The 18,603-nt window shown below is 34.6% G+C and carries 22 protein-coding genes; 10 read left to right on the forward strand and 12 right to left on the reverse strand.

Annotation, left to right across the window (positions count from 1 at the left end; genetic code table 11):
- Nucleotides 1-1,098, reverse strand: a complete 1,098-nt coding sequence (gene nagA, locus EZ428_RS02040; RefSeq protein ID WP_225870975.1) for an N-acetylglucosamine-6-phosphate deacetylase — start codon at nucleotides 1,096-1,098, stop codon at nucleotides 1-3.
- Nucleotides 1,099-1,166: 68 nt separating this feature from the next.
- Between nagA and EZ428_RS02045 the strand changes: the two genes are divergently transcribed.
- A complete protein-coding gene (locus tag EZ428_RS02045) occupies nucleotides 1,167-2,375 on the forward strand; it encodes an FN3 domain-containing metallophosphoesterase family protein (RefSeq protein WP_131551442.1) in 1,209 nt (402 codons plus the stop codon).
- 52 nt (nucleotides 2,376-2,427) lie between these two features.
- Here the strand turns inward: EZ428_RS02045 and tsf are convergent, their stop codons facing one another.
- The 5 genes from tsf to EZ428_RS02070 all read right to left on the reverse strand — a co-directional run bounded on the left by tsf (nucleotide 2,428) and on the right by EZ428_RS02070 (nucleotide 5,763).
- The gene (gene tsf, locus EZ428_RS02050; RefSeq protein ID WP_131551443.1) at nucleotides 2,428-3,273 is read right to left on the reverse strand and encodes a translation elongation factor Ts; all 846 of its coding nucleotides are present in this window, start codon (nucleotides 3,271-3,273) and stop codon (nucleotides 2,428-2,430) included.
- Between the two features lie 96 nt (nucleotides 3,274-3,369).
- On the reverse strand, nucleotides 3,370-4,215 hold the full coding sequence (gene rpsB, locus EZ428_RS02055) for a 30S ribosomal protein S2 (protein WP_131551444.1): 846 nt from the start codon (nucleotides 4,213-4,215) through the stop codon (nucleotides 3,370-3,372).
- A gap of 20 nt (nucleotides 4,216-4,235) precedes the next feature.
- Nucleotides 4,236-4,622 carry a 30S ribosomal protein S9 gene (gene rpsI / locus EZ428_RS02060; protein WP_131551445.1) on the reverse strand — a complete coding sequence of 129 codons (387 nt, stop codon included), beginning with the start codon at nucleotides 4,620-4,622 and terminating at the stop codon, nucleotides 4,236-4,238.
- A gap of 16 nt (nucleotides 4,623-4,638) precedes the next feature.
- Nucleotides 4,639-5,082 (reverse strand): 50S ribosomal protein L13, encoded by a 444-nt coding sequence (gene rplM / locus EZ428_RS02065; protein ID WP_131551446.1) that lies wholly within the window; start codon nucleotides 5,080-5,082, stop codon nucleotides 4,639-4,641.
- A 309-nt stretch (nucleotides 5,083-5,391) separates the two neighbouring features.
- Nucleotides 5,392-5,763 (reverse strand): hypothetical protein, encoded by a 372-nt coding sequence (locus EZ428_RS02070; RefSeq protein ID WP_131551447.1) that lies wholly within the window; start codon nucleotides 5,761-5,763, stop codon nucleotides 5,392-5,394.
- Between the two features lie 85 nt (nucleotides 5,764-5,848).
- Here EZ428_RS02070 and EZ428_RS02075 point away from each other — a divergent pair, with 85 nt between their 5' ends.
- Both EZ428_RS02075 and EZ428_RS02080 read left to right on the forward strand, forming a co-directional pair.
- A complete protein-coding gene (locus tag EZ428_RS02075) occupies nucleotides 5,849-6,055 on the forward strand; it encodes a YtxH domain-containing protein (RefSeq protein WP_131551448.1) in 207 nt (68 codons plus the stop codon).
- A 37-nt stretch (nucleotides 6,056-6,092) separates the two neighbouring features.
- On the forward strand, nucleotides 6,093-6,779 hold the full coding sequence (locus EZ428_RS02080) for a class I SAM-dependent methyltransferase (RefSeq protein WP_131551449.1): 687 nt from the start codon (nucleotides 6,093-6,095) through the stop codon (nucleotides 6,777-6,779).
- On the opposite strand, the gene pepT is transcribed toward EZ428_RS02080, so the two are convergent.
- Nucleotides 6,776-8,032, reverse strand: coding sequence for a peptidase T (pepT, locus tag EZ428_RS02085; protein ID WP_131551450.1), 1,257 nt, complete (start codon nucleotides 8,030-8,032; stop codon nucleotides 6,776-6,778). The two genes, EZ428_RS02080 and pepT, sit on opposite strands and share 4 nt — an antisense overlap.
- 74 nt (nucleotides 8,033-8,106) lie before the next feature.
- Between pepT and EZ428_RS02090 the strand changes: the two genes are divergently transcribed.
- From EZ428_RS02090 to EZ428_RS02105, 4 genes are read left to right on the forward strand one after another with little or no spacing between them, the layout of a single operon-like run.
- Nucleotides 8,107-8,835 (forward strand): hypothetical protein, encoded by a 729-nt coding sequence (locus EZ428_RS02090; protein WP_225870976.1) that lies wholly within the window; start codon nucleotides 8,107-8,109, stop codon nucleotides 8,833-8,835.
- A gap of 6 nt (nucleotides 8,836-8,841) precedes the next feature.
- Complete coding sequence (locus tag EZ428_RS02095; RefSeq protein ID WP_131551451.1) at nucleotides 8,842-9,522, forward strand: hypothetical protein; 681 nt, start codon at nucleotides 8,842-8,844, stop codon at nucleotides 9,520-9,522.
- A gap of 57 nt (nucleotides 9,523-9,579) precedes the next feature.
- Entirely contained in the window at nucleotides 9,580-11,322 is a 1,743-nt protein-coding gene (locus tag EZ428_RS02100; RefSeq protein WP_131551452.1) for a M14 family metallopeptidase, read from the forward strand.
- A 4-nt stretch (nucleotides 11,323-11,326) separates the two neighbouring features.
- Nucleotides 11,327-11,956, forward strand: coding sequence for a rhomboid family intramembrane serine protease (locus tag EZ428_RS02105; RefSeq protein WP_131552436.1), 630 nt, complete (start codon nucleotides 11,327-11,329; stop codon nucleotides 11,954-11,956).
- Here EZ428_RS02105 and EZ428_RS02110 read toward each other — a convergent pair.
- Nucleotides 11,942-12,907, reverse strand: coding sequence for a hypothetical protein (locus EZ428_RS02110; RefSeq protein ID WP_131551453.1), 966 nt, complete (start codon nucleotides 12,905-12,907; stop codon nucleotides 11,942-11,944). The two genes, EZ428_RS02105 and EZ428_RS02110, sit on opposite strands and share 15 nt — an antisense overlap.
- Before the next feature lie 371 nt (nucleotides 12,908-13,278).
- Entirely contained in the window at nucleotides 13,279-14,412 is a 1,134-nt protein-coding gene (locus EZ428_RS02115; protein WP_131551454.1) for a hypothetical protein, read from the reverse strand.
- 68 nt (nucleotides 14,413-14,480) lie between these two features.
- Here EZ428_RS02115 and EZ428_RS02120 point away from each other — a divergent pair, with 68 nt between their 5' ends.
- The gene (locus EZ428_RS02120) at nucleotides 14,481-15,512 is read left to right on the forward strand and encodes a dipeptide epimerase (protein WP_131551455.1); all 1,032 of its coding nucleotides are present in this window, start codon (nucleotides 14,481-14,483) and stop codon (nucleotides 15,510-15,512) included.
- A 46-nt stretch (nucleotides 15,513-15,558) separates the two neighbouring features.
- Here the strand turns inward: EZ428_RS02120 and EZ428_RS02125 are convergent, their stop codons facing one another.
- The 3 genes from EZ428_RS02125 to EZ428_RS02135 all read right to left on the reverse strand — a co-directional run bounded on the left by EZ428_RS02125 (nucleotide 15,559) and on the right by EZ428_RS02135 (nucleotide 16,869).
- Entirely contained in the window at nucleotides 15,559-15,744 is a 186-nt protein-coding gene (locus tag EZ428_RS02125; RefSeq protein ID WP_131551456.1) for a DUF6358 family protein, read from the reverse strand.
- 53 nt (nucleotides 15,745-15,797) lie between these two features.
- Nucleotides 15,798-16,115, reverse strand: a complete 318-nt coding sequence (locus EZ428_RS02130) for a rhodanese-like domain-containing protein (protein WP_131551457.1) — start codon at nucleotides 16,113-16,115, stop codon at nucleotides 15,798-15,800.
- 124 nt (nucleotides 16,116-16,239) lie between these two features.
- Nucleotides 16,240-16,869 (reverse strand): hypothetical protein, encoded by a 630-nt coding sequence (locus EZ428_RS02135; RefSeq protein ID WP_131551458.1) that lies wholly within the window; start codon nucleotides 16,867-16,869, stop codon nucleotides 16,240-16,242.
- Between the two features lie 78 nt (nucleotides 16,870-16,947).
- On the opposite strand from EZ428_RS02135, the gene EZ428_RS23900 reads away from it, so the two are divergent.
- Nucleotides 16,948-17,121 carry a hypothetical protein gene (locus tag EZ428_RS23900; RefSeq protein WP_165501690.1) on the forward strand — a complete coding sequence of 58 codons (174 nt, stop codon included), beginning with the start codon at nucleotides 16,948-16,950 and terminating at the stop codon, nucleotides 17,119-17,121.
- A gap of 159 nt (nucleotides 17,122-17,280) precedes the next feature.
- Nucleotides 17,281-18,396, forward strand: coding sequence for a DUF4407 domain-containing protein (locus EZ428_RS02140; protein ID WP_131551459.1), 1,116 nt, complete (start codon nucleotides 17,281-17,283; stop codon nucleotides 18,394-18,396).
- Nucleotides 18,397-18,603 lie beyond the last annotated feature (207 nt).

Below are 18,603 nucleotides of genomic sequence, written 5' to 3' on the forward strand. Positions count from 1 at the left end.
TTAGTTGTGGATTAATTCTCCTTTCAAAGTTATTTCTTTTAGGTTCAGTTCTTTGTCTAAAACCAAGAAATCTGCTTGATAACCAGACTGTATTTTTCCTTTAAATTTATTCTCTCCTATTAATCTTGCCGGATATAACGAACTCATCTTAATTGCGTCTACTAAATCAATATCACAATGATTTACGCAATTTTTAACGGCTTGCAACATGGTTAAGGATGAACCTGACAATATTCCGTCTGGCATTACAAATTTATCTCCTAGTAAACGGTGTTGATAAGGTCCAGATGAACATTCCGTGACTGCATCTGTAATTAAAAACATTCTTTCTTTTAGCAATTTCTGACTAAACTTTATCACTTCAAAATCCACATGATTACCATCTGCAATGATGCTTGCCATCGCTTTATTATGATTAAAAACTGCTGCTGGGATACCTGGCTCTCTATGATGTATAGGAGACATGGCGTTAAACAAATGTGTTGTGGTTTGTATGCCTAAATCATAAGCTGCTTTGGCTTGTTTAAAATTGGCATCGCTATGCCCCAGAGAAACTACAACATCATTATCCAAAAGGTATTGAATAACTTCTTCATCTTGTATTTCTGGCGCTATGGTCATCATTTTAATTATACCGTCGCCAAAATCAATTAGTGCTTTAACCTCATCCAGTGTTGCCTTACGAATGAATTCGCTTATATGTGCTCCTCTACGCTTAGCATTTAAAAATGGCCCTTCTAAATGTAATCCCAAACAGTTTTTAGCTATTTTCCTATGGTCTTTTGCAGATGCAATACAAGCATTAAAAACCTCAGGCGTATTTGTTGCGATACAAGCCAGAAAGCCTGTTGTTCCTTTTTTTAACAGATTATCTTCTATAATCGTAAGTGACTCTACAGTTGGTTCTGCAGAAAACAATCTCCCTCCAGCACCATATATTTGAAGATCTATAAAACCAGGAATAATCAGACTTTCTCTATCAGAAACAATTTCTGCCGTTGTTACAGCTTTAAATTTTCCATCAACAATTTCTAGCTTTTCTAATGGTTTTATAGCATCTCCATCAAAATAGTTATAAATATCAAACGTTTGCGTCATGTTAAGCAGCTAGTTTTTACGAAGGTAATATTTTAAAATTTTATATTGCTTCTTACAAATCCCACAATATGAATACCGAACAAAGCTCAAAAAGAAGAAATTTTCTTAAAACAACATTGGCTCTAGGTGCTACAGCATTTATCAACCCAATACAAACAATGGCAAGTTTGCCAGAAAAGGTAGATGAGTTTGCAATTGCAGTTGGACCTTATTTACAAACTAACTTTGGCAATGAAATGACCATTTTGTGGCTGACCAACAAAGTAGCAGCTGGTTGGGTAGAATTTGGAGAAGACGTAAATAAGTTAAATCGAAAAGCATACGGAAAATCAGAGTTAGGATTAAAGGCAGCCAATAGCAAACTGAATTGCGTTACACTTAAAGGTCTAATTCCCGGCAAAACTTATTACTATCGCATCTATTCTAAAGAAATAAAAGATTTTCAGCCCTATAAACTTACTTATGGAAATACGGTTAATTCTGAAACTAATAGTTTTATAAATACCGATATCTCTAAAAAAGAGGTTTCATTTTTAATGCTAAATGATATTCATGATAGGCCTAAATCTATTCCCTTATTATTGGATTTAGACAAGGGTAATAAAAATGACTTCATCTTTTTTAATGGGGATATCTTCGACTACCAAACAGACGAGCAGCAAATTATAGACCACATGTTAAAGCCTTGTGTTGATTCATTCGCCAAACAAACGCCTTTCATTTATGTAAGAGGAAACCATGAAACTAGGGGTAAATTTGCAAGAGAATTTCCTCAATATTTTAAACATGTTGGTCACGCCGCTTTTACTCTTGGTCCTGTTCGTTTTGTAATTATAGATACCGGTGAAGACAAAGAAGATGCACATCCTGTTTATGCTGGCATAGTTGATTTTGATCAATACAGAATTGATCAAGCTGAATGGTTAAAACAGGAGATCAAATCAAAGGAATTTAAAAAAGCTCCTTTCAAAATAGTATTAATGCATATTCCACCTCGTTTTTCTGGAGATGCACATGGGCCAAAACATTGTACAGAATTATTTGATCCATTATTAAATCAAGGAAAAGTAGATTTGGTTTTAAGTGGGCACACTCATAAGTATATGGTTCATCAGCCCAATAAAGAAGCTAATCATTATCCATTAGTAATCGGAGGTGGACCCAAAGACGGGAATAGGACATTAACCAAGATTACTGTAAATTCAAGTGGACTAACGGTAAAAATGCTTGATGATTTAGGTAAGGAAGTTGGCAGCTATACTGCCAGAAGGAAATAAAAAAAGGGTCGGTTAAATTAACCGGCCCTTTTTTATTTCATATAATTATGGATTAAGCTCCTAATTGTACTCTTTTGAAAGCTGTAACTGTTAAACCTTTAACAGTGTTGTCTAAGAATTTACGAACATCTACCGAACCGTCTTTAACAAACTCTTGGTTTAATAAAGTACTGTCTTTGTAGAATTTGTTCAATTTACCAGCAGCGATTTTTTCAACCATTTCTTCCGGTTTACCTTCTTGACGAATTACATCTTTTGCAATTTCAATTTCACGCTCGATAGTAGCAGGATCAACACCGTCTTTATCAACAGCAACTGGGCTCATTGCAGCAATTTGCATTGCAACATCTTTACCAGCTTCAGTAATATCTACGCCATTAGCGCCTTCAAACACTACTAAAACACCCATTTTACCGTTAGAGTGGATATAAGAAACGATTTTTTCGCCAGATACATTTGCGTACTCTTGGATAACGATTTTCTCTCCGATTTTACCAGTAAGTTCAGTTATAGTTTCGGCAACTGTACGTCCATCTTCTAATGTAATTGCCGATAATTCTTCCGCAGTAGCTGGATTATTAGCAACCGCAGCAGCTAGAACTGCCTGAGCTAGGTTACGGAAATCTTCAACTTTAGAAACTGGTTCAGTTTCGCAAGCTAAAGCAACTAATTTACCATTTGTACCATCTGCTGAAACAGCGATTGATACTAGACCTTCAGAAGTAGCATTACCAGAACGAGCGGCAGATACTTTTTGACCTTTTTTACGCAATAAATCAACCGCAGCTTCGAAATCGCCATTAGCTTCTACTAAAGCTTTTTTGCAATCCATCATACCAGCGCCAGTTTGTTGGCGTAGTTTATTTACATCTGCGGCAGTAATTTGTACTGTTGACATTTTGTATGTTTTTAATTTTTTATAAAATATTATGGGTTGAAGATTACAAGGCTATGGGTAAACCCGTAACTCATAACTCTCAACCCACAACTTAAATTATGCTTCTGTAGAATCTTCTGTTGATGCTTGTGCGTCAGCAGTTTCTTTTTTAGTTGGTCTTTTCTCGCCAGCAGCTCTAGGCTCTTTTGATTCTGGAGCATCAGCAGCAGTTTTAACAGCTACAGCTTCTTTTTCAGCTTCATCATCTTTTTCACGTTTGCGCTCGTCTAATCCTTCTTCAATTGCTTTAATAATTACATCTGTAATCAATAAAATTGATTTAGTTGCATCATCATTCGCAGGAATTGGGAAATCGATGTTAGATGGATCAGAGTTAGTATCAACCATTGCAAAAGTAGGGATGTTTAATTTCATCGCTTCTGCTACAGCAATATGCTCTTTTTTAACGTCGATTAAGAAAATTGCAGCCGGTAAACGGTTTAAGTCTGCAATACCACCTAATAAACTTTCTAATTTGATACGCTCACGTTGAATCATCAAACGCTCTTTTTTAGAAAGAATTGAGTAAGTACCGTCTTTAGTCATTTTATCGATGGTAACCATCTTTTTAATTGACTTACGTACTGTAGCAAAGTTAGTTAACATACCACCTAACCAACGCTCGGTTACGAAAGGCATGTTTACTTTTCTTGCTTGCTCAGCAACGATTTCTTTAGCTTGTTTCTTTGTAGCTACAAATAAGATCTTACGACCTGATTTTACGATTTGTTTAATCGCTGCTGCAGCTTCTTCGGTTTTAGTTAAAGTTTTGTTTAAATCTATAATGTGAATCCCATTGCGTTCCATAAAAATATATGGTGCCATTTTCGGATTCCATTTGCGGGTAAGGTGACCAAAGTGTACACCTGCATCCAATAAGTCTTGATATGTAGTTCTTGCCATTGTGTTTGTCTCCTTTAAGATTAACGTTTACTGAATTGGAATTTCTTACGTGCTTTTTTACGTCCTGGTTTCTTACGTTCAACCATACGCATGTCACGGGTCATTAACCCTTTAGCACGTAATGCTGGTTTTTTCTCAGCATCTAATTCAACAATAGCCTTAGCGATTGCCAAGCGAACTGCTTCTGCTTGTCCTTTTACTCCACCACCGTTTACATTTACGTTAACATCATATTTACCAGTCAATTCAGAAACTTCGAATGATTGGTTAACAATGTATTGTAAAGGTAATGTTGGGAAATATACTTTGTGATCTTTACCGTTAACGGTAATGGTGCCGTTGCCTTCTTTTAAATAGATACGGGCAACTGCAGTTTTTCTTCTACCTGAAGTGTTTGTAACTGACATTTCTTTTCTCTTTTAATTAAAGTGTAATGGTTTTTGGTGATTGTGCTGCATGCGGATGCTCCGAACCAGCGTAAACAAAAAGATTGGTGTACAATTTTTTGCCCAATTTTGTTTTTGGTAACATACCACGAACAGCCTTCTCAACTACGCGAGTAGGGTGTTTTGCCATTAATTCTTTAGGAGAAATAAATTTTTGACCACCTGGATAACCAGTGTAAGAAACATATTGCTTATCGCTTAATTTGTTTCCTGTCAATTTTACCTTGTCTGCATTAATAACGATAACGTTATCACCGCAGTCTACGTTTGGGGTAAACTCTGGCTTGTGTTTTCCTCTAATGATCATCGCGATCTTAGAAGACAAGCGCCCCAAAATCTCTCCTTGTGCATCAACTACAACCCACTGTTTGTTAACAGTTTTGGCATTGGCAGAGACAGTTTTGTAACTTAACGTATTCACTTGCTTTTATTTAATTTGTTAAAAAATATATTAATTCCCTGTTTTTTAGGGACTGCAAAGATATGGAGAATACTTTAATTGTCAAAGAGTTGGCAGAAAAAAAGTTAGGCATTATGAGTTGCGGGTCATGAGGCAAGGGTGGATTAAATAGAAAAATGCTTATAGACAATTAATTAAGCCGTTTTTGAAAAGCAATTTCGGCGGCTTTTTTGATTGTTTGTCTAGCTTTATGCTGTATCCTCGATTAAAAATCGGGGTATGCCGCTTTATCCAGATAAACGCGGCAGGTGTACTATAAAATGATCGGTCTTAGCCTTTCAACTCTTTATAATTCTTCAGAAAGTAAATTATAATGTGCGTTAAAACAGAAACACAAAATACAACTCCAATAATTAAGTACGTCAAGGTATCATTACTCATAAAATTATATTCTATTGCAGGACCAACGATATTGAAAATGCCATAAATTATGGTCCCAATAAAATACAAACCCCAAGCCCCGGTTAAATAATGCCAGACTTTCCATATGTAGTTATCTAATTGATAACTCCTCAAACAAAGCCAGCTAAACACTATAATTACAAATATGCCAGCAGTAGAATTAAAAGTTCCGCTCTTTAAGTACACCAAGAGATAAACAACGGCAAGTATTAGATTGAAATAGGATAGTTTTTGAAGCATACAAAATGTTAAGCAAAATCAAATTTGTAATTATTAAAGAACAATTGCGTTTTAATATTGTTAGAATTTTATAAAATCTACAATTATGACAAAGCAAACAAAAATCTTAACTGGCCTATTGGCTGGCGTTGCTATAGGAACAGCAATCGCATTAGTTCTTTCATCAGATAAAAATGATGAATTTAAGCAAAAGGCAACAGACTGGTTTTGTGATTTACTAGACAGTTCAAAAGACAAACTTGCAGCTGTTACTGGACTTGTAAAAGATAAAGTAGCAAAAGTTAACGTCTAAATTTCGGCGTTAACTAATCCAAAACTATCTTTGAATTATGGATGTTTTTGGAAAAGCACTAGCTGACTTTTATACAAAAGGGAAGTCTGATATTCTGTGGCTACACAATTCATATAGTGAGCCTGAAGAAATGCCTGTCGATATTTTCTTTAGAGATGAGGATGAAATGCCTCCATTGGAGCATTATGCACTTTCACGTTGCTATGGTGATGTTTTAGATATAGGCGCTGGTGTTGGCAGCCATGCATTGGTTTTAGAAGAATTAGGGCACAAGGTTACTGCTATTGATATTTCGGCCGGTGCCGTAAAAATAATGCAACAACGTGGTGTTAAAAATGCATTAGTTCAAGATGTTTTTACTACAACTGAAAAGTTCGACACTCTTTTATTATTGATGAATGGCATAGGTTTGACAGGAACCTTGGCTGGGTATGTTGATTTTTTACAAAAAGCAAAAAAAGTAATTAACCCTGATGGCCAATTACTTTTTGATAGTTCTGACATATCCTATTTATATGAAGACCTAGAGAAACCTTCCAATCACTATTTTGGCGAAGTGAGCTTTCGTTACGAATATCGAAAGAAAAAAGGAAATTGGTTCAATTGGCTGTATTTAGATCAAGGAACATTAACTCACCTTGCGCATCAAAACGGATGGCACTGTGAAATTATTTTTGAAGACGGAGAAGATCAATACTTAGCGAGACTAAAATTAATTAGCTAATCAGATTGCTCTTCCCAAATGCAAGCAATATTTATAATAGTTTGCACTGCTTTTTCCATATCCTGTACCGAAACCCACTCTTGCTTACCATGAAAAGCATGTTCACCTGCAAAAATATTAGGACACGGTAACCCCATAAAAGATAAACGAGAACCATCTGTTCCGCCTCTTATGCTTTGTCTTTTTGGAGTTATTCCAGCTCGTTTAATTGCTTCTATCCCATATTCAATTATTTGAGGATATTTATCCAAAACCTTTTTCATGTTGCGATATTGCTCACTTACTTTAAACTCGTAAGTAGAATTTGGATAAAGTTTAAGCACATCCTTTACTATATTTTCTAAAGTTTCCTCATGGGTCTTTAATAAGTCGTCATCAAAATCTCTGATAATAAATTGAGCTTCTGCTTGTTCTGCGCTACCATGGAAACTAACAGGATGGATAAAACCTTCTTTTCCACTAGTTGCCTCTGGTGTTAGTTTATCTTTTGGCAAAGCCGATAAAATATCTGCCAATGCTTTAATAGCGCTTTCCATTTTCCCTTTTGCAAAACCCGGGTGAGAACTAACACCATTTATAATTAAATTCACACCATCGGCAGAAAATGTCTCATCTTCAATAGAACCTAAAGTTTCTCCATCAACTGTGTAGGCAAAATCAGCTCCAACCTTCTTTAAATCTACGTTTTCTACACCACGCCCAATCTCCTCATCAGGTGTAAACAAAATTTTAATTACACCATGTTTAATGTTTGGATTTTGCATTAAAAAAGTCGCAGCTTCCATAATTTCTGCAACACCCGCTTTATTATCTGCCCCTAAAAGAGTTGTTCCGCTTGCAGTAATAATATCGTTTCCAATCTGATTTTTTAAATCTTTATGTTCACCCAATCTTAAAACAATCAAATGGTCATCTGGCAAAATTAAATCTTCACCATTATAATTTTTATGAATAATCGGTTTTACGTTCTCTCCACTGCAATCCGGTGAAGTATCCATATGAGAACAAAAACAAATAACAGGAACTTTTTTGTCGGATGTTGCAGGAATTGTAGCATAAACATACCCTAAACTATCTAAGTGTGCATCAACAACCCCAATATCTAGCAATTCATCGACTAATATCCTCGCTAAATCATTCTGTTTTAATGTTGAAGGAAAAGATTCTGAATTTGAATCAGACTGAGTATCAACTTGTACATATTTTAAAAACCTATTTTGTAGCTTTTGGTCTTTGTTTTGATAATTACCCATAGTTTTCCAAAATTAATACTTATAAATACAATAAAGATTATAATTTTGCAGTTAACACAATAAAAACAAGGACTTTGAAGAAAGCTATTCTAACAACTTCACTTTTACTATCTACATTAATTGGATTTAGCCAAATCAATTTCTACAAATTTGCAGTAGGTGTTGGTCTTGGAACTAATATTTCTTACGCAGATGTTAGAGAAAACAGTCAAGGTTATAGTGGACATATAACGGCTGATTATAATCTTACTCCTTTCTTAACAGCCGGATTAGAGATTCAGGCAGGGCAAATAAGAGGGGGCAATATTATAACCAATCCCCATAATCGTCAATTTAAAAATAACTATAAAGGTTTTTCACTTAACGGCAGAGTTGCTTTAGGTCAATTTGTTGGGTACTATAGACAAAGTTTTTTAAGTGCTATAAAAGGACTATATGTTGGCGTAGGCCTGGGTGCAATAAGCAATAACATGGCTTACGTTGTACGTTACAAGCCAAATACCCAAACTACTAATCCGCCACTTGGCTATAAGTTCCCTGGAGAAGATAAAAGTGTAAATCTTTTAATGCCTCTCAATTTAGGGATGAACTTTTATTTTAAAGATAGAGATGACCAGTTAAGATATATCATAAACATCAACTATCAAGGTAATTTAACCTTTGGCGAAGGATTAGATGGTTATAATGACCCTATGGCTAAGTTTGAAAATGATGCCCCAGATATGTACACTGTATTTTCTGTTGGATTTAAATATAATTTTGGTCCAGTTGGTATTTCGAAACGAATATTTGAAATTAATTAAAATCACTTGAAGAAAATAACATCCCTATTATCCCTACTTTTTTTAAGTTCTGCGCTTTTAGCTCAAACCAACTTTTACAAATTAAGCATCGGCGCTGGCGCTGGAGGAACTTTAGCATTTGCCGATTTACAGAAAAAGACACTGGGCTTTGCAGCTTATGGTTCATTAGACCTTCAAATTACTCCATACATTACCTTGGGAGGAGAACTTCAAAAAGGTGAATTAGCAGGGGGTGATATAACTTTTGACCCCAATAATAGACAGTTTATAAATTCTTATAAGGCCGCTATAGGTAACCTGAGAGTACAACTTGGAGAGTTTTTAACCTCATATCAGCTACGTAATAATTTCCTTTATAATATTAGAGGTTTATATGCAGGTGCCGGGGTAGGTATAATTAGTAATAAGATATCTAACGTAAGATATTACGGCAACAATTTTTACCCAGGAGCCGACTACAGCAAAGAAGGTATTGTCCTTTTAAACTTCGGTATTAACTTCTACATACCAAATCAATGGGGGCTTACGCGTTATGCTATCAATCTAAACCTTCAAAATACAATGGCTCTTGGAGAAGGCATGGATGGCTATGAAAGCATTGGTACTAAAAGCAAAGATATGTATAGCTTTTTATCTCTTGGTTTTAAATATAATTTTGGTCCAATGGGGTTAGACAGGAGAAGATAATACTTCTGCAATTAAATAAAAAGGGTAATTTAGAGGATTGATTTAGCTTACTTTTTTATGAATAAATTATCTCTCTTTTTAATACTTTTTATCTCAATAAATTCTTTTGCCCAACAAACTCCTTTTGAGAAAAGTGGTAAAAAAGAAACCACCACTTACGAAGAGTCTATTTCATTTTATGAAAGCCTTGCCAAGGCCTATCCGCTACAAACAAAATTATTTACTTATGGCAGCACTGATTTCGGTAAGCCTTTGCACCTGCTAGTTTTATCAAAAAATAAAATCTTTGATCCTGTTTCACTGCGTAAAAGCGATAAAAGAATCTTATTAATTAACAACGGTATTCATCCAGGTGAACCTGAAGGTATAGATGCAAGCATGTTATTTGCTCGTGATTTAATGAAAAACCATAAGTTACCTGACAATGTTGTCATTTGTATTATCCCTGTTTATAATATTGACGGAAGTCATAATAGAAGTGGAACATCTAGGGCTAGCCAAAACGGGCCAATTGCATATGGCTTTAGAGGGAACAGTAAAAACTACGATTTAAACCGGGATTTCATTAAAACCGATTCGAAAAACTCTCAGGCTTTTCAGCAAATATTTAACACTTGGCAACCAGAGATTTTTGTTGATACACATACCAGTAACGGTGCGGACTACCAGTATACGATGACATTAATCCCAACCCAAAAGGATAAATTAAATCCGATTTTATCTGGCTATTTAACCAAAACATTAGTGCCTGATTTGTATAGCAAAATGAAAAATGTTGGCTATGAATTAATCCCTTATGTTAATTCCATCAATGAAACTCCAGATGCTGGCATTACAGGTTATATCGAATCTCCACGTTATTCAACTGGTTATGCAGCTTTGCATAATTCGATTGGCTTCATGCCAGAAACTCACATGCTGAAGGATTTCGATAAACGTGTAGAATCTACCTATAAATTATTGAATACTTATGTTGATGTAATTGTAAGAGATGCAAAAATTATTGGAGAAAATAAACGTAAAGCAGATGAATTTGTGGCAAGCCAAAAAGATTTCCCATTAGACTGGAAATTAAATCGCTCTGTTTATGATAGCATTGAGTTTAAAGGTTATGTTGCCAAATACAAACCTAGTGAAGTTAGTGGTACGGATAGATTGTACTATGATAGAAAAGACCCGTACACAAAAAAAATAAAATACTGGGATAAGTTTGAGCCAAGCTTAACAGTTACTAAGCCGATTGCTTATGTAATTCCAAAGGCTTGGGATAAAGTAATCGCTCTGCTTAAATTAAATAATGTTAAAATGCAGCAATTAGCCACTGATGTAAAGTTAGATTTAAATATGTATTACATTGGCGAAATGAGAACCGGAACTAGGCCGTATGAAGGTCACTACCAACATTCTGGTGTAAACCTAACCACCGTTAAACAAGCTGTTCAGTTTTACGCTGGTGATTATGTGGTTTACGTAAATCAAGCCAACAATCGCTACATTGTAGAAACCTTAGAACCACAAGCAATTGATTCGTTTTTTAATTGGAACTTTTTCGACTCAATTCTCGGTCAAAAAGAGGGGTATTCAAGCTACGTTTTTGAAGATACTGCAGCAGATTTATTAACGAAAAATCCTGAGCTTAAACAAAAACTAGAAGCAGAAAAATTGAAAAATCCAGACTTGGCAAAAAGTGGAAGAATGCAGTTAGATTTTGTTTACAAAAATTCTGATTACTTCGAAAAAACTTATATGCGCTATCCAATTGGAAGATTGCAACAAGAAACCAAATTAAATTTAAAATAACATGATGCAATACTTAAACGATACTCCGGTAGCGTCAATTATATTCGTTTTCACACTTATTACCAGTGTTTATGCCTTTAACGACGCAACCGTTTATGGTAAATTTATGCTGCATCCATACACGGTAAGCAAGGGCAAAAAACTTTACACCTACATCACAAGCGGCCTAATTCACGCCGATTGGACGCACCTTATTTTTAATATGCTTACATTCTACTTTTTTGCTTTTCCCTTAGAACAATTGCTAGGGCATTGGCAATTTGGCTTGTTGTATATTGTGAGTATGGTTTTAGCCGATATTCCATCAGTATTAAAACACAAAAACGAATATAGATATCATAGTTTAGGTGCTTCTGGAGCAATTAGCGGTGTATTGTTTAGTATGATTTTATTTGCGCCATTTATGCAGATTGGTATCCTTTTTTTACCTCCACAATTAGGAATTTGGGCTATTATATTTGGTCCCTTATATTTATTTTATTGTTATTATATGTCTAAAAAATCCAATGACAATATTAATCATGACGCACACTTTTTTGGGGCTTTAGCAGGTATTTTATTAACCGTTATTTTATCTCCCGGAATTATTTCAGATTTTATTGCTCAGATTATTACTAAACTAACTGGCGGGTAAAAAAGGTTCATCGAAATAACTCATTGGAGCTGTTGGGTCTTTAATGATTTCAAATAAAGTATGTCCCCATGGTTTCCAGAAATTTTCTAAAACCTGTCCATAAGTTTTATTTGCCCAAGTATCAAAAAGAGGCTTATTTTGCATTCCTTTTAATGGCATAGCATCAATATAAATTATATCTTCAACGAGCATAATATTATACTCTGGTAAGCGATTAAATAAATATGCAGAGTAGAAAAACCGAGCAGCTATTTCTTCGAACTGTTGTTCTGAGAGCTTTTTATCCTTTATAGAATCAATTATTTCTTGGTGGTATCTTTTGTTGGTTCCATTATCTTGCAAACAAGCAATAATTCCAAAATCCTTAAATTTTAAAGAGAAAGTTAAAGTGTTAATCTCATCTCTAAAACTGAATGGTGTATTTTCATTTTCTAACGGCACAACAATGATAGACCAAGGTGCAAAATCTTCTAAAACTACTTCGCGGTAAATGCTTTGCAACATGGTATGCAGGTTGCCAAACTTATGCATTAAGCCTTGCGACATGTTCATTCCATCACCACTTAACTGTTGTAAACGAATGGCCCCTTGCATCTCTATATACAAAAAGCTATACATCAATTTACCAATCCAATTAAACAAATCTATTTCTGGCAAAGCAGATACACCTTCATATCCTTTACCAAAAGCTAAGGCAACTTTATCTTCCAATGGAGAAATAAAGTTGTCGAAAACAGTGACATTAGCTGGAACAACCAAACTTTTATATGTCCTTATGGTTTCATCTAACAATTGAATTTGCTCATTACCGCTAAGGTTTGCCATACTCAAAAGCCAATCTGGCAAAACATTTACAGTTGCCAAAGGCGATAAAAAGGTATCACCACTTAAAAAGCATTTGTTATTCTTAAAATCGAAGTTTTTGAATGGATTGTATAACGCTGTATTCATTTCTCCAAAAGTAGCCAATAAATTGATTAGGTAAATCAATACCAAGTCAAAAGGTAAATGTTGGCAGAAGAGTATTTACCAACACGATAAGTAAACTTAAACTTTTAAAAATACCACTTATCCTTAACCGGATGATTAGCAAAAGTATATTTAAATAGGCTTCATCCTACGTTGATCCTTCGTTAATCCTTCGTTTATCTTACGTTATAATAGGCTCGTTAGTTTAGCATTAATGGCTTAGTTCTTTTATATAGACCCAATAGATTTGCTATTTGATAGTTAATGGACAAACAATAAAACTGCTATAAACCGAAGAATCTCTAAATCATAAGATTTAGAGATTCTTCACAAAGCTCAGAATGACAAAACTATTAATACTTATTATAGAAATAGCTAATCTCATCAACCAGTTGGGCATAAATTGGTTTGGTAAACTCTACAAATAATGAAGCTGGTGCCGGAGGCAATAACTCTCTCCTTTTGGTCATCTGTAATTGTTGGCTAGTCAAAGCTCTTTCATCTCCTTTGTAAGTCGCCCAGTTATCTTGCCACACATAAGTTCCTGGTAATCTTTGTTGGCGGATTATTTTATTAGATGGATAATCAATAATAGTCATGGCCAATAAACCTGAAGAAGAAACTTGCTTATTGAAAATACTCAATGTTGCTTTTACTGTTCCATAAACTTTTCCATTTGCTCTGCTATCGCTAATTAAAACACTGTCTTTTTTCAATTTCTCTACTCTTTCCTTCACATAGGTTTGTCCAACAATAAAATCATCAAAACTTAAACGTAATACTTGGTCTGGAGTAATTTTCTGACTGTTTGCTTGTTGCTCTGAATAAAAAATCACAAATCTATTTTGTTGGTAACTGCTGATGAAATCACTCACTTGTTGTTGAAAATATTGATTGCTCAATTGATAGTAACCGCTATTTACTTTTACAGGTTGCACCACAACTTTAACAACAGCAGCCCAATAAGCATCATCCATTTTATTCTTAACATCTCTATAGCTTGGATAAAAATATTGTGCTTTTTCGAAATTAAAATAAGCATTTTTAGCACTAACACGATTATTTTCGTTCATCTGGTTTACACCTAAAGTATAACGGACCTCCGCAGCTTTATACTTGCTATCCTCAACTTCATTAATGTATTTTTGAGGATTTGGTATTAAGCCCAAAGCAACTGGCGATCCATTTACTTCATCACTCAATTGGTTAATTTTTTGATAGTGAGCCAATATCGTTTCCCATCTCAAAACATCAGAAGAAACCTTTGCTTCATCAATTTTACGCAAGTGTTCTTTTAATGCCAAATCATAAGCAATTGGCAAAACATACATTGCTTCTGCATTTTTAGGCGAACTCTTTAAGCGATCAACCGATTTAAAAACAGATTGATCATAGTTTCCTTTTTGTAATGCATTTTTTCCGGTGGTACATCCAACAATTAGTATGGATAAATAAAGAAAATACCGTAATCTTGAAATAGTTTTCATGGTGATTTGTTTAGCGTTAACAAATATACTATTGGTACAAATACCTTTTATAAACAAGACGACATCAAATGACAATAAGTTGCAAGGAGTTTGAATTAGAATTAAAACATCCCTTCTCGATTTCTAAATTTACGAGAACAAGTACACCTTTAATGCTCCTGAAGCTAAATTACGAAGGTTATATTGGGTATGGCGAAGCAAGTATGGTTCCTTATATGGGCGAAAGCCAAATTACTGCTGCTTCATTTTTAGCAAAAGTAGACTGGAATAGGTTTCAACACCCGTTTGATTTTGCAGCAGTTCATCATTATTTGGATGAAATTGAAAAAGGAAATCCGGCAATAAAAGCTGCAATAGATATAGCTTTGAATGATATTAATGGTAAAATTTTAAATCAGCCTTGCGCTATAATTTATGGTGCTGATAAAGCTAAAATGCCAATTACTTCATATACACTCGGTATTGATACGCCTGAGATTTTAAAAGAAAAAGTGGCTGATGCCAAAGGCTTTAAAGTGCTTAAAATTAAACTAGGTAGAGACAACGATAAGGAATTAATTCAAACGATAAGAAGTGTAAGCAACTTGCCTTTATATGTTGACGCCAACCAAGGCTGGAGCAATAAAAAAGAAGCAATAGACATGTGTTATTGGTTGCACGACCAAGGCGTTTTATTAATTGAGCAACCGATGGATAAAACGAACCTAGAAGGAAATGCTTGGCTTACGCAGAGAAGTCCAATACCGATTATTGCAGATGAAGCTGTACAACGTTTAGCAGACATGGATAATTTGAAAGGCGCTTACCATGGCATTAACATTAAGTTGATGAAAAGTGCGGGAATGTATGAGGCACATCAAATGATTTTAAAAGCCAGAAGTTTTGGAATGAAAATCTTGATAGGTTGTATGAGCGAAACTTCTATCGCCACATTAGCTGGTGCAGCATTAGCCCCACTTTGCGATTGGGCAGATTTAGATGGTCCTTGGCTAACTAAAAACAATCCTTTTGATGCACCCGCAATGAGAGATGGACGTTATGTTTTAAATGACTTGCCCGGTTTGGGATTGACTGGGATTGATGAGGAGTTGTTTGGATAAGAGAATAGATTGATAGTTAATAGATCATCATCCATTAACTATCATCCTACTTCTTTAAATCTTTATTTACGCTTTTAAGTAATTGCACTTTAACATAAATAAACGCAACAAGCGTTGCTGCAAAAAATGCGACAACCAGTGGACTTTTATTACTGTAGGCCCATCCCATTCCAAAAATAGAAAAGATGATTCCTACATTAAAAAGTACATTTAAGATAATTTTTTTCCTCATAAGATCAGGATTTGAGGATTAATAAGATAAGGCATCCAAAAATTAAAATCCTATTAATATACAGGCATATTTGGATCAAAAGCTTCTTGCCAAGCTAAAATACCCCCTTTTAAATTGTATAAGTTATCAAAACCATGCATTTGCTCTAGTTGCATAATTGCTGCAGCACTTCTTTTACCACTACGGCATTGTACAATTACAGGCTTATCTGTAGCAATTTTCTCAGTTTCAATTAAAATTCCACCTAAAGGAATGTTTAAGCCATCTAAGTTTGAAGTTTCATATTCGAATGTTTCTCTTACATCGATCAATTGAAAATCTTCTTTATTATCTATTTTTTGCTTTAGTTCTTGTACCGAAATTTCTTTCATGATTTTATATTTTTCCAAATATACAAAAACCAGTTTTACAGGCAAATGGGCAAAAATGGTTTAAAAGTAAAAATCCCGACTAAATGAATAATCGGGATTAAATTTCTTTGAGTGTTAATCTAAACTATTTCGATTTATCGCCGGCCATTGCCTTGTTAGTTGCAATTAGATTTTGTGTCATTTTAGCATTATAAGAAATTTCTTGTTTTAAAGCCACAAAAGCATTTTTAATATAAGCCATCGATTTTAATGCTTTCATTGCTTTCATCACACCTGCACTTTTAATTTCTCCTGGCATGGTTAACAATTCTTTAGAAGATTTTACTAACTCCACACCCATGGTTACAAACATTTTAGATAACGCAATTAATTGGTCTGGTTGTATTGGTGTAACGTTAGTTGCTGGGTTACCATCCATTGTTTGTCCAGTTACACTAGCATAAAACTGAGGGATAGAACCCCTAGTAGTTTTCATTTGGTCTATCAGTTTTGCAGCCATTGTTGTTAAGGCATCTAAACCCCCAATACCTGTCTCTTTTGGGGCTTGCAATTTATCTACTTTGGCTAATTTTTCTAAAAAGTCTTCTGATTTAGACAAGGCTAATAAAGCTGCACGTTGAGTTTTTAATTCGTCTAACGACAATGTTTTTGAATCTGTAACCTCTGCTGGATTTTCAGTTACGGTTTCGTCTTGAGCATTTACAGCAAAGCAAAATGATAATGCGAGTACTGTGGTTAGTAATAATTTTTTCATGATGATTAGTTTTTGTTTTGGTTGAAGCTATTATGAATCTTAATCATTGCATTTTGATTGTTAGACCATCATAGTTTCATGATGATTAATTTTTTGATAAATATCAGCACAACAGTAACTTACATCAATACCCTAGTATCGGTATTTTCATCTACCCAACAGTACGTAGATAATTTTCACCTAGAAATTATTAACGGCTTTCTCGTTAATGAAGGAGCTATTATTCCTTATATGATCAAGGTTGGTTCATAGCTATTTCAAGCTTATTTGAATGAAAGATTAGAAATCCCTCTGCTTGTTAACTTAAAAAAACATATTAGTCATTATTAGACTAATATATTAGCTGATTTTTTGTAACAAGTTGCCTTTAAAAGCGTTTAATAACTAAATCTTGATTAATTTGCTGCAATTATGAATGGCATCTCTCGTTTCTTTTGGTTCTGCTCTGGAGCACATTTAACCACCTTAGAAAAACACCCTACAGAACATAACAAATATTTAGGCATAGGCGCTACCATCTTCTTTACAGGGTTATTTGCTGCATTATCTGGGGGATACGCTATGTATTTCGTTTTTAAAGGCGGGGATTTCGCTTGGCTTTTCGCCTTGTTTTTTGGAATAATTTGGGGCTTAGCTATTTTTAATATGGATAGGTATATAGTATCCAGCATTAACAAAAATGCTACAACCAACAAACAAATTTGGCAAGCCACACCACGTATCCTCTTAGCAATCATGATTGGGATGGTTATTTCTCGCCCATTGGAATTAAAGATTTTTGATAAAGAAATTAAGGAACGCTTAAATGTAAGTTACCTAAATGGCCAGCGTTCAAAAATCGATACCTTAAATAAAGCCTTCGATAAAAAATATACTATTGAAATTGGCAAGTTAAATGATGCCAAAGCCGAAAGAGATTCATTAGCCGCAGCCATCAAGTCTGATAGACAAAAGCTAAACTTTGAGATTTTTGGCAACAAGACTACCGAAACGTCTGGTGTTATGGGTTATGGCCCTTATGCCAAAAGAAAGGAAGCAGAGCTGAAACAACGCGAACAAAACCTAGATACATTGACAAAAGATGTTCGACAAATGGAAAAGTTTGTTGATGGGAGAAAACAATTCGATGGTTTAATGACCGAGAAATTGTACACCACAAAACAATTAGATAGTTTAAGTAATATTGCTGGTTTTGCAGATAGGAACTGGGCTCTGGGTCAGTTAAGTTTTAATGTTGACGGCACTAGAGATACCAATACAGCTATTGCTGTAACGTTTATTGGCTTGCTGTTTATCTTCTTTGAATGTTTACCTGTTTTTGTAAAGTTAATGAGTAGCCGCGGACCGTATGACCATGCGGTTGAAAACATAGAAACAACCCAGGTCCATTTATCAGATAAAGACAAAGAATTTGAGCTTGAAGTAGCTGATGGCATTCACGAAACAAGGGTAAGTACTGAAATAGAAAAGCGCAAAGAACAAATTCGAAATAGAGCTCGAAGAGATTTAAATTCTGAAGAATCTTAGCTCCAGAAATTTATAGTATGATCTTGCCTTTTGTAGATAAAACACTTAAAAACAAAAATATGTCTTCTAACAACTTTAAAATTTCTGAAATATTTAATGCATTAATCGATTGGATTTTGGCTTTATTGTTTTAAAAGATGTGGGGAAATAATCTCCTAACCGTAGTTTCTGGTAAACAGCACACTCATTTTAATATTTAAAACAAAT

This window comes from Pedobacter frigiditerrae (assembly GCF_004331645.1).
GTDB classification, from domain to species: domain Bacteria; phylum Bacteroidota; class Bacteroidia; order Sphingobacteriales; family Sphingobacteriaceae; genus Pedobacter; species Pedobacter frigiditerrae.

Coding starts and splice junctions, on each gene's coding strand:
- nagA (WP_225870975.1), bottom strand. CDS start 1,098: ATGACGCAAACGTTTGATATTTATAACTATTTTGATGGAGATGCTATA.
- EZ428_RS02045 (WP_131551442.1), top strand. CDS start 1,167: ATGAATACCGAACAAAGCTCAAAAAGAAGAAATTTTCTTAAAACAACA.
- tsf (WP_131551443.1), bottom strand. CDS start 3,273: ATGTCAACAGTACAAATTACTGCCGCAGATGTAAATAAACTACGCCAA.
- rpsB (WP_131551444.1), bottom strand. CDS start 4,215: ATGGCAAGAACTACATATCAAGACTTATTGGATGCAGGTGTACACTTT.
- rpsI (WP_131551445.1), bottom strand. CDS start 4,622: ATGTCAGTTACAAACACTTCAGGTAGAAGAAAAACTGCAGTTGCCCGT.
- EZ428_RS02070 (WP_131551447.1), bottom strand. CDS start 5,763: ATGCTTCAAAAACTATCCTATTTCAATCTAATACTTGCCGTTGTTTAT.
- EZ428_RS02075 (WP_131551448.1), top strand. CDS start 5,849: ATGACAAAGCAAACAAAAATCTTAACTGGCCTATTGGCTGGCGTTGCT.
- EZ428_RS02080 (WP_131551449.1), top strand. CDS start 6,093: ATGGATGTTTTTGGAAAAGCACTAGCTGACTTTTATACAAAAGGGAAG.
- pepT (WP_131551450.1), bottom strand. CDS start 8,032: ATGGGTAATTATCAAAACAAAGACCAAAAGCTACAAAATAGGTTTTTA.
- EZ428_RS02100 (WP_131551452.1), top strand. CDS start 9,580: ATGAATAAATTATCTCTCTTTTTAATACTTTTTATCTCAATAAATTCT.
- EZ428_RS02105 (WP_131552436.1), top strand. CDS start 11,327: ATGCAATACTTAAACGATACTCCGGTAGCGTCAATTATATTCGTTTTC.
- EZ428_RS02110 (WP_131551453.1), bottom strand. CDS start 12,907: ATGAATACAGCGTTATACAATCCATTCAAAAACTTCGATTTTAAGAAT.
- EZ428_RS02115 (WP_131551454.1), bottom strand. CDS start 14,412: ATGAAAACTATTTCAAGATTACGGTATTTTCTTTATTTATCCATACTA.
- EZ428_RS02120 (WP_131551455.1), top strand. CDS start 14,481: ATGACAATAAGTTGCAAGGAGTTTGAATTAGAATTAAAACATCCCTTC.
- EZ428_RS02125 (WP_131551456.1), bottom strand. CDS start 15,744: ATGAGGAAAAAAATTATCTTAAATGTACTTTTTAATGTAGGAATCATC.
- EZ428_RS02130 (WP_131551457.1), bottom strand. CDS start 16,115: ATGAAAGAAATTTCGGTACAAGAACTAAAGCAAAAAATAGATAATAAA.
- EZ428_RS02135 (WP_131551458.1), bottom strand. CDS start 16,869: ATGAAAAAATTATTACTAACCACAGTACTCGCATTATCATTTTGCTTT.
- EZ428_RS23900 (WP_165501690.1), top strand. CDS start 16,948: ATGATGATTAATTTTTTGATAAATATCAGCACAACAGTAACTTACATC.
- EZ428_RS02140 (WP_131551459.1), top strand. CDS start 17,281: ATGAATGGCATCTCTCGTTTCTTTTGGTTCTGCTCTGGAGCACATTTA.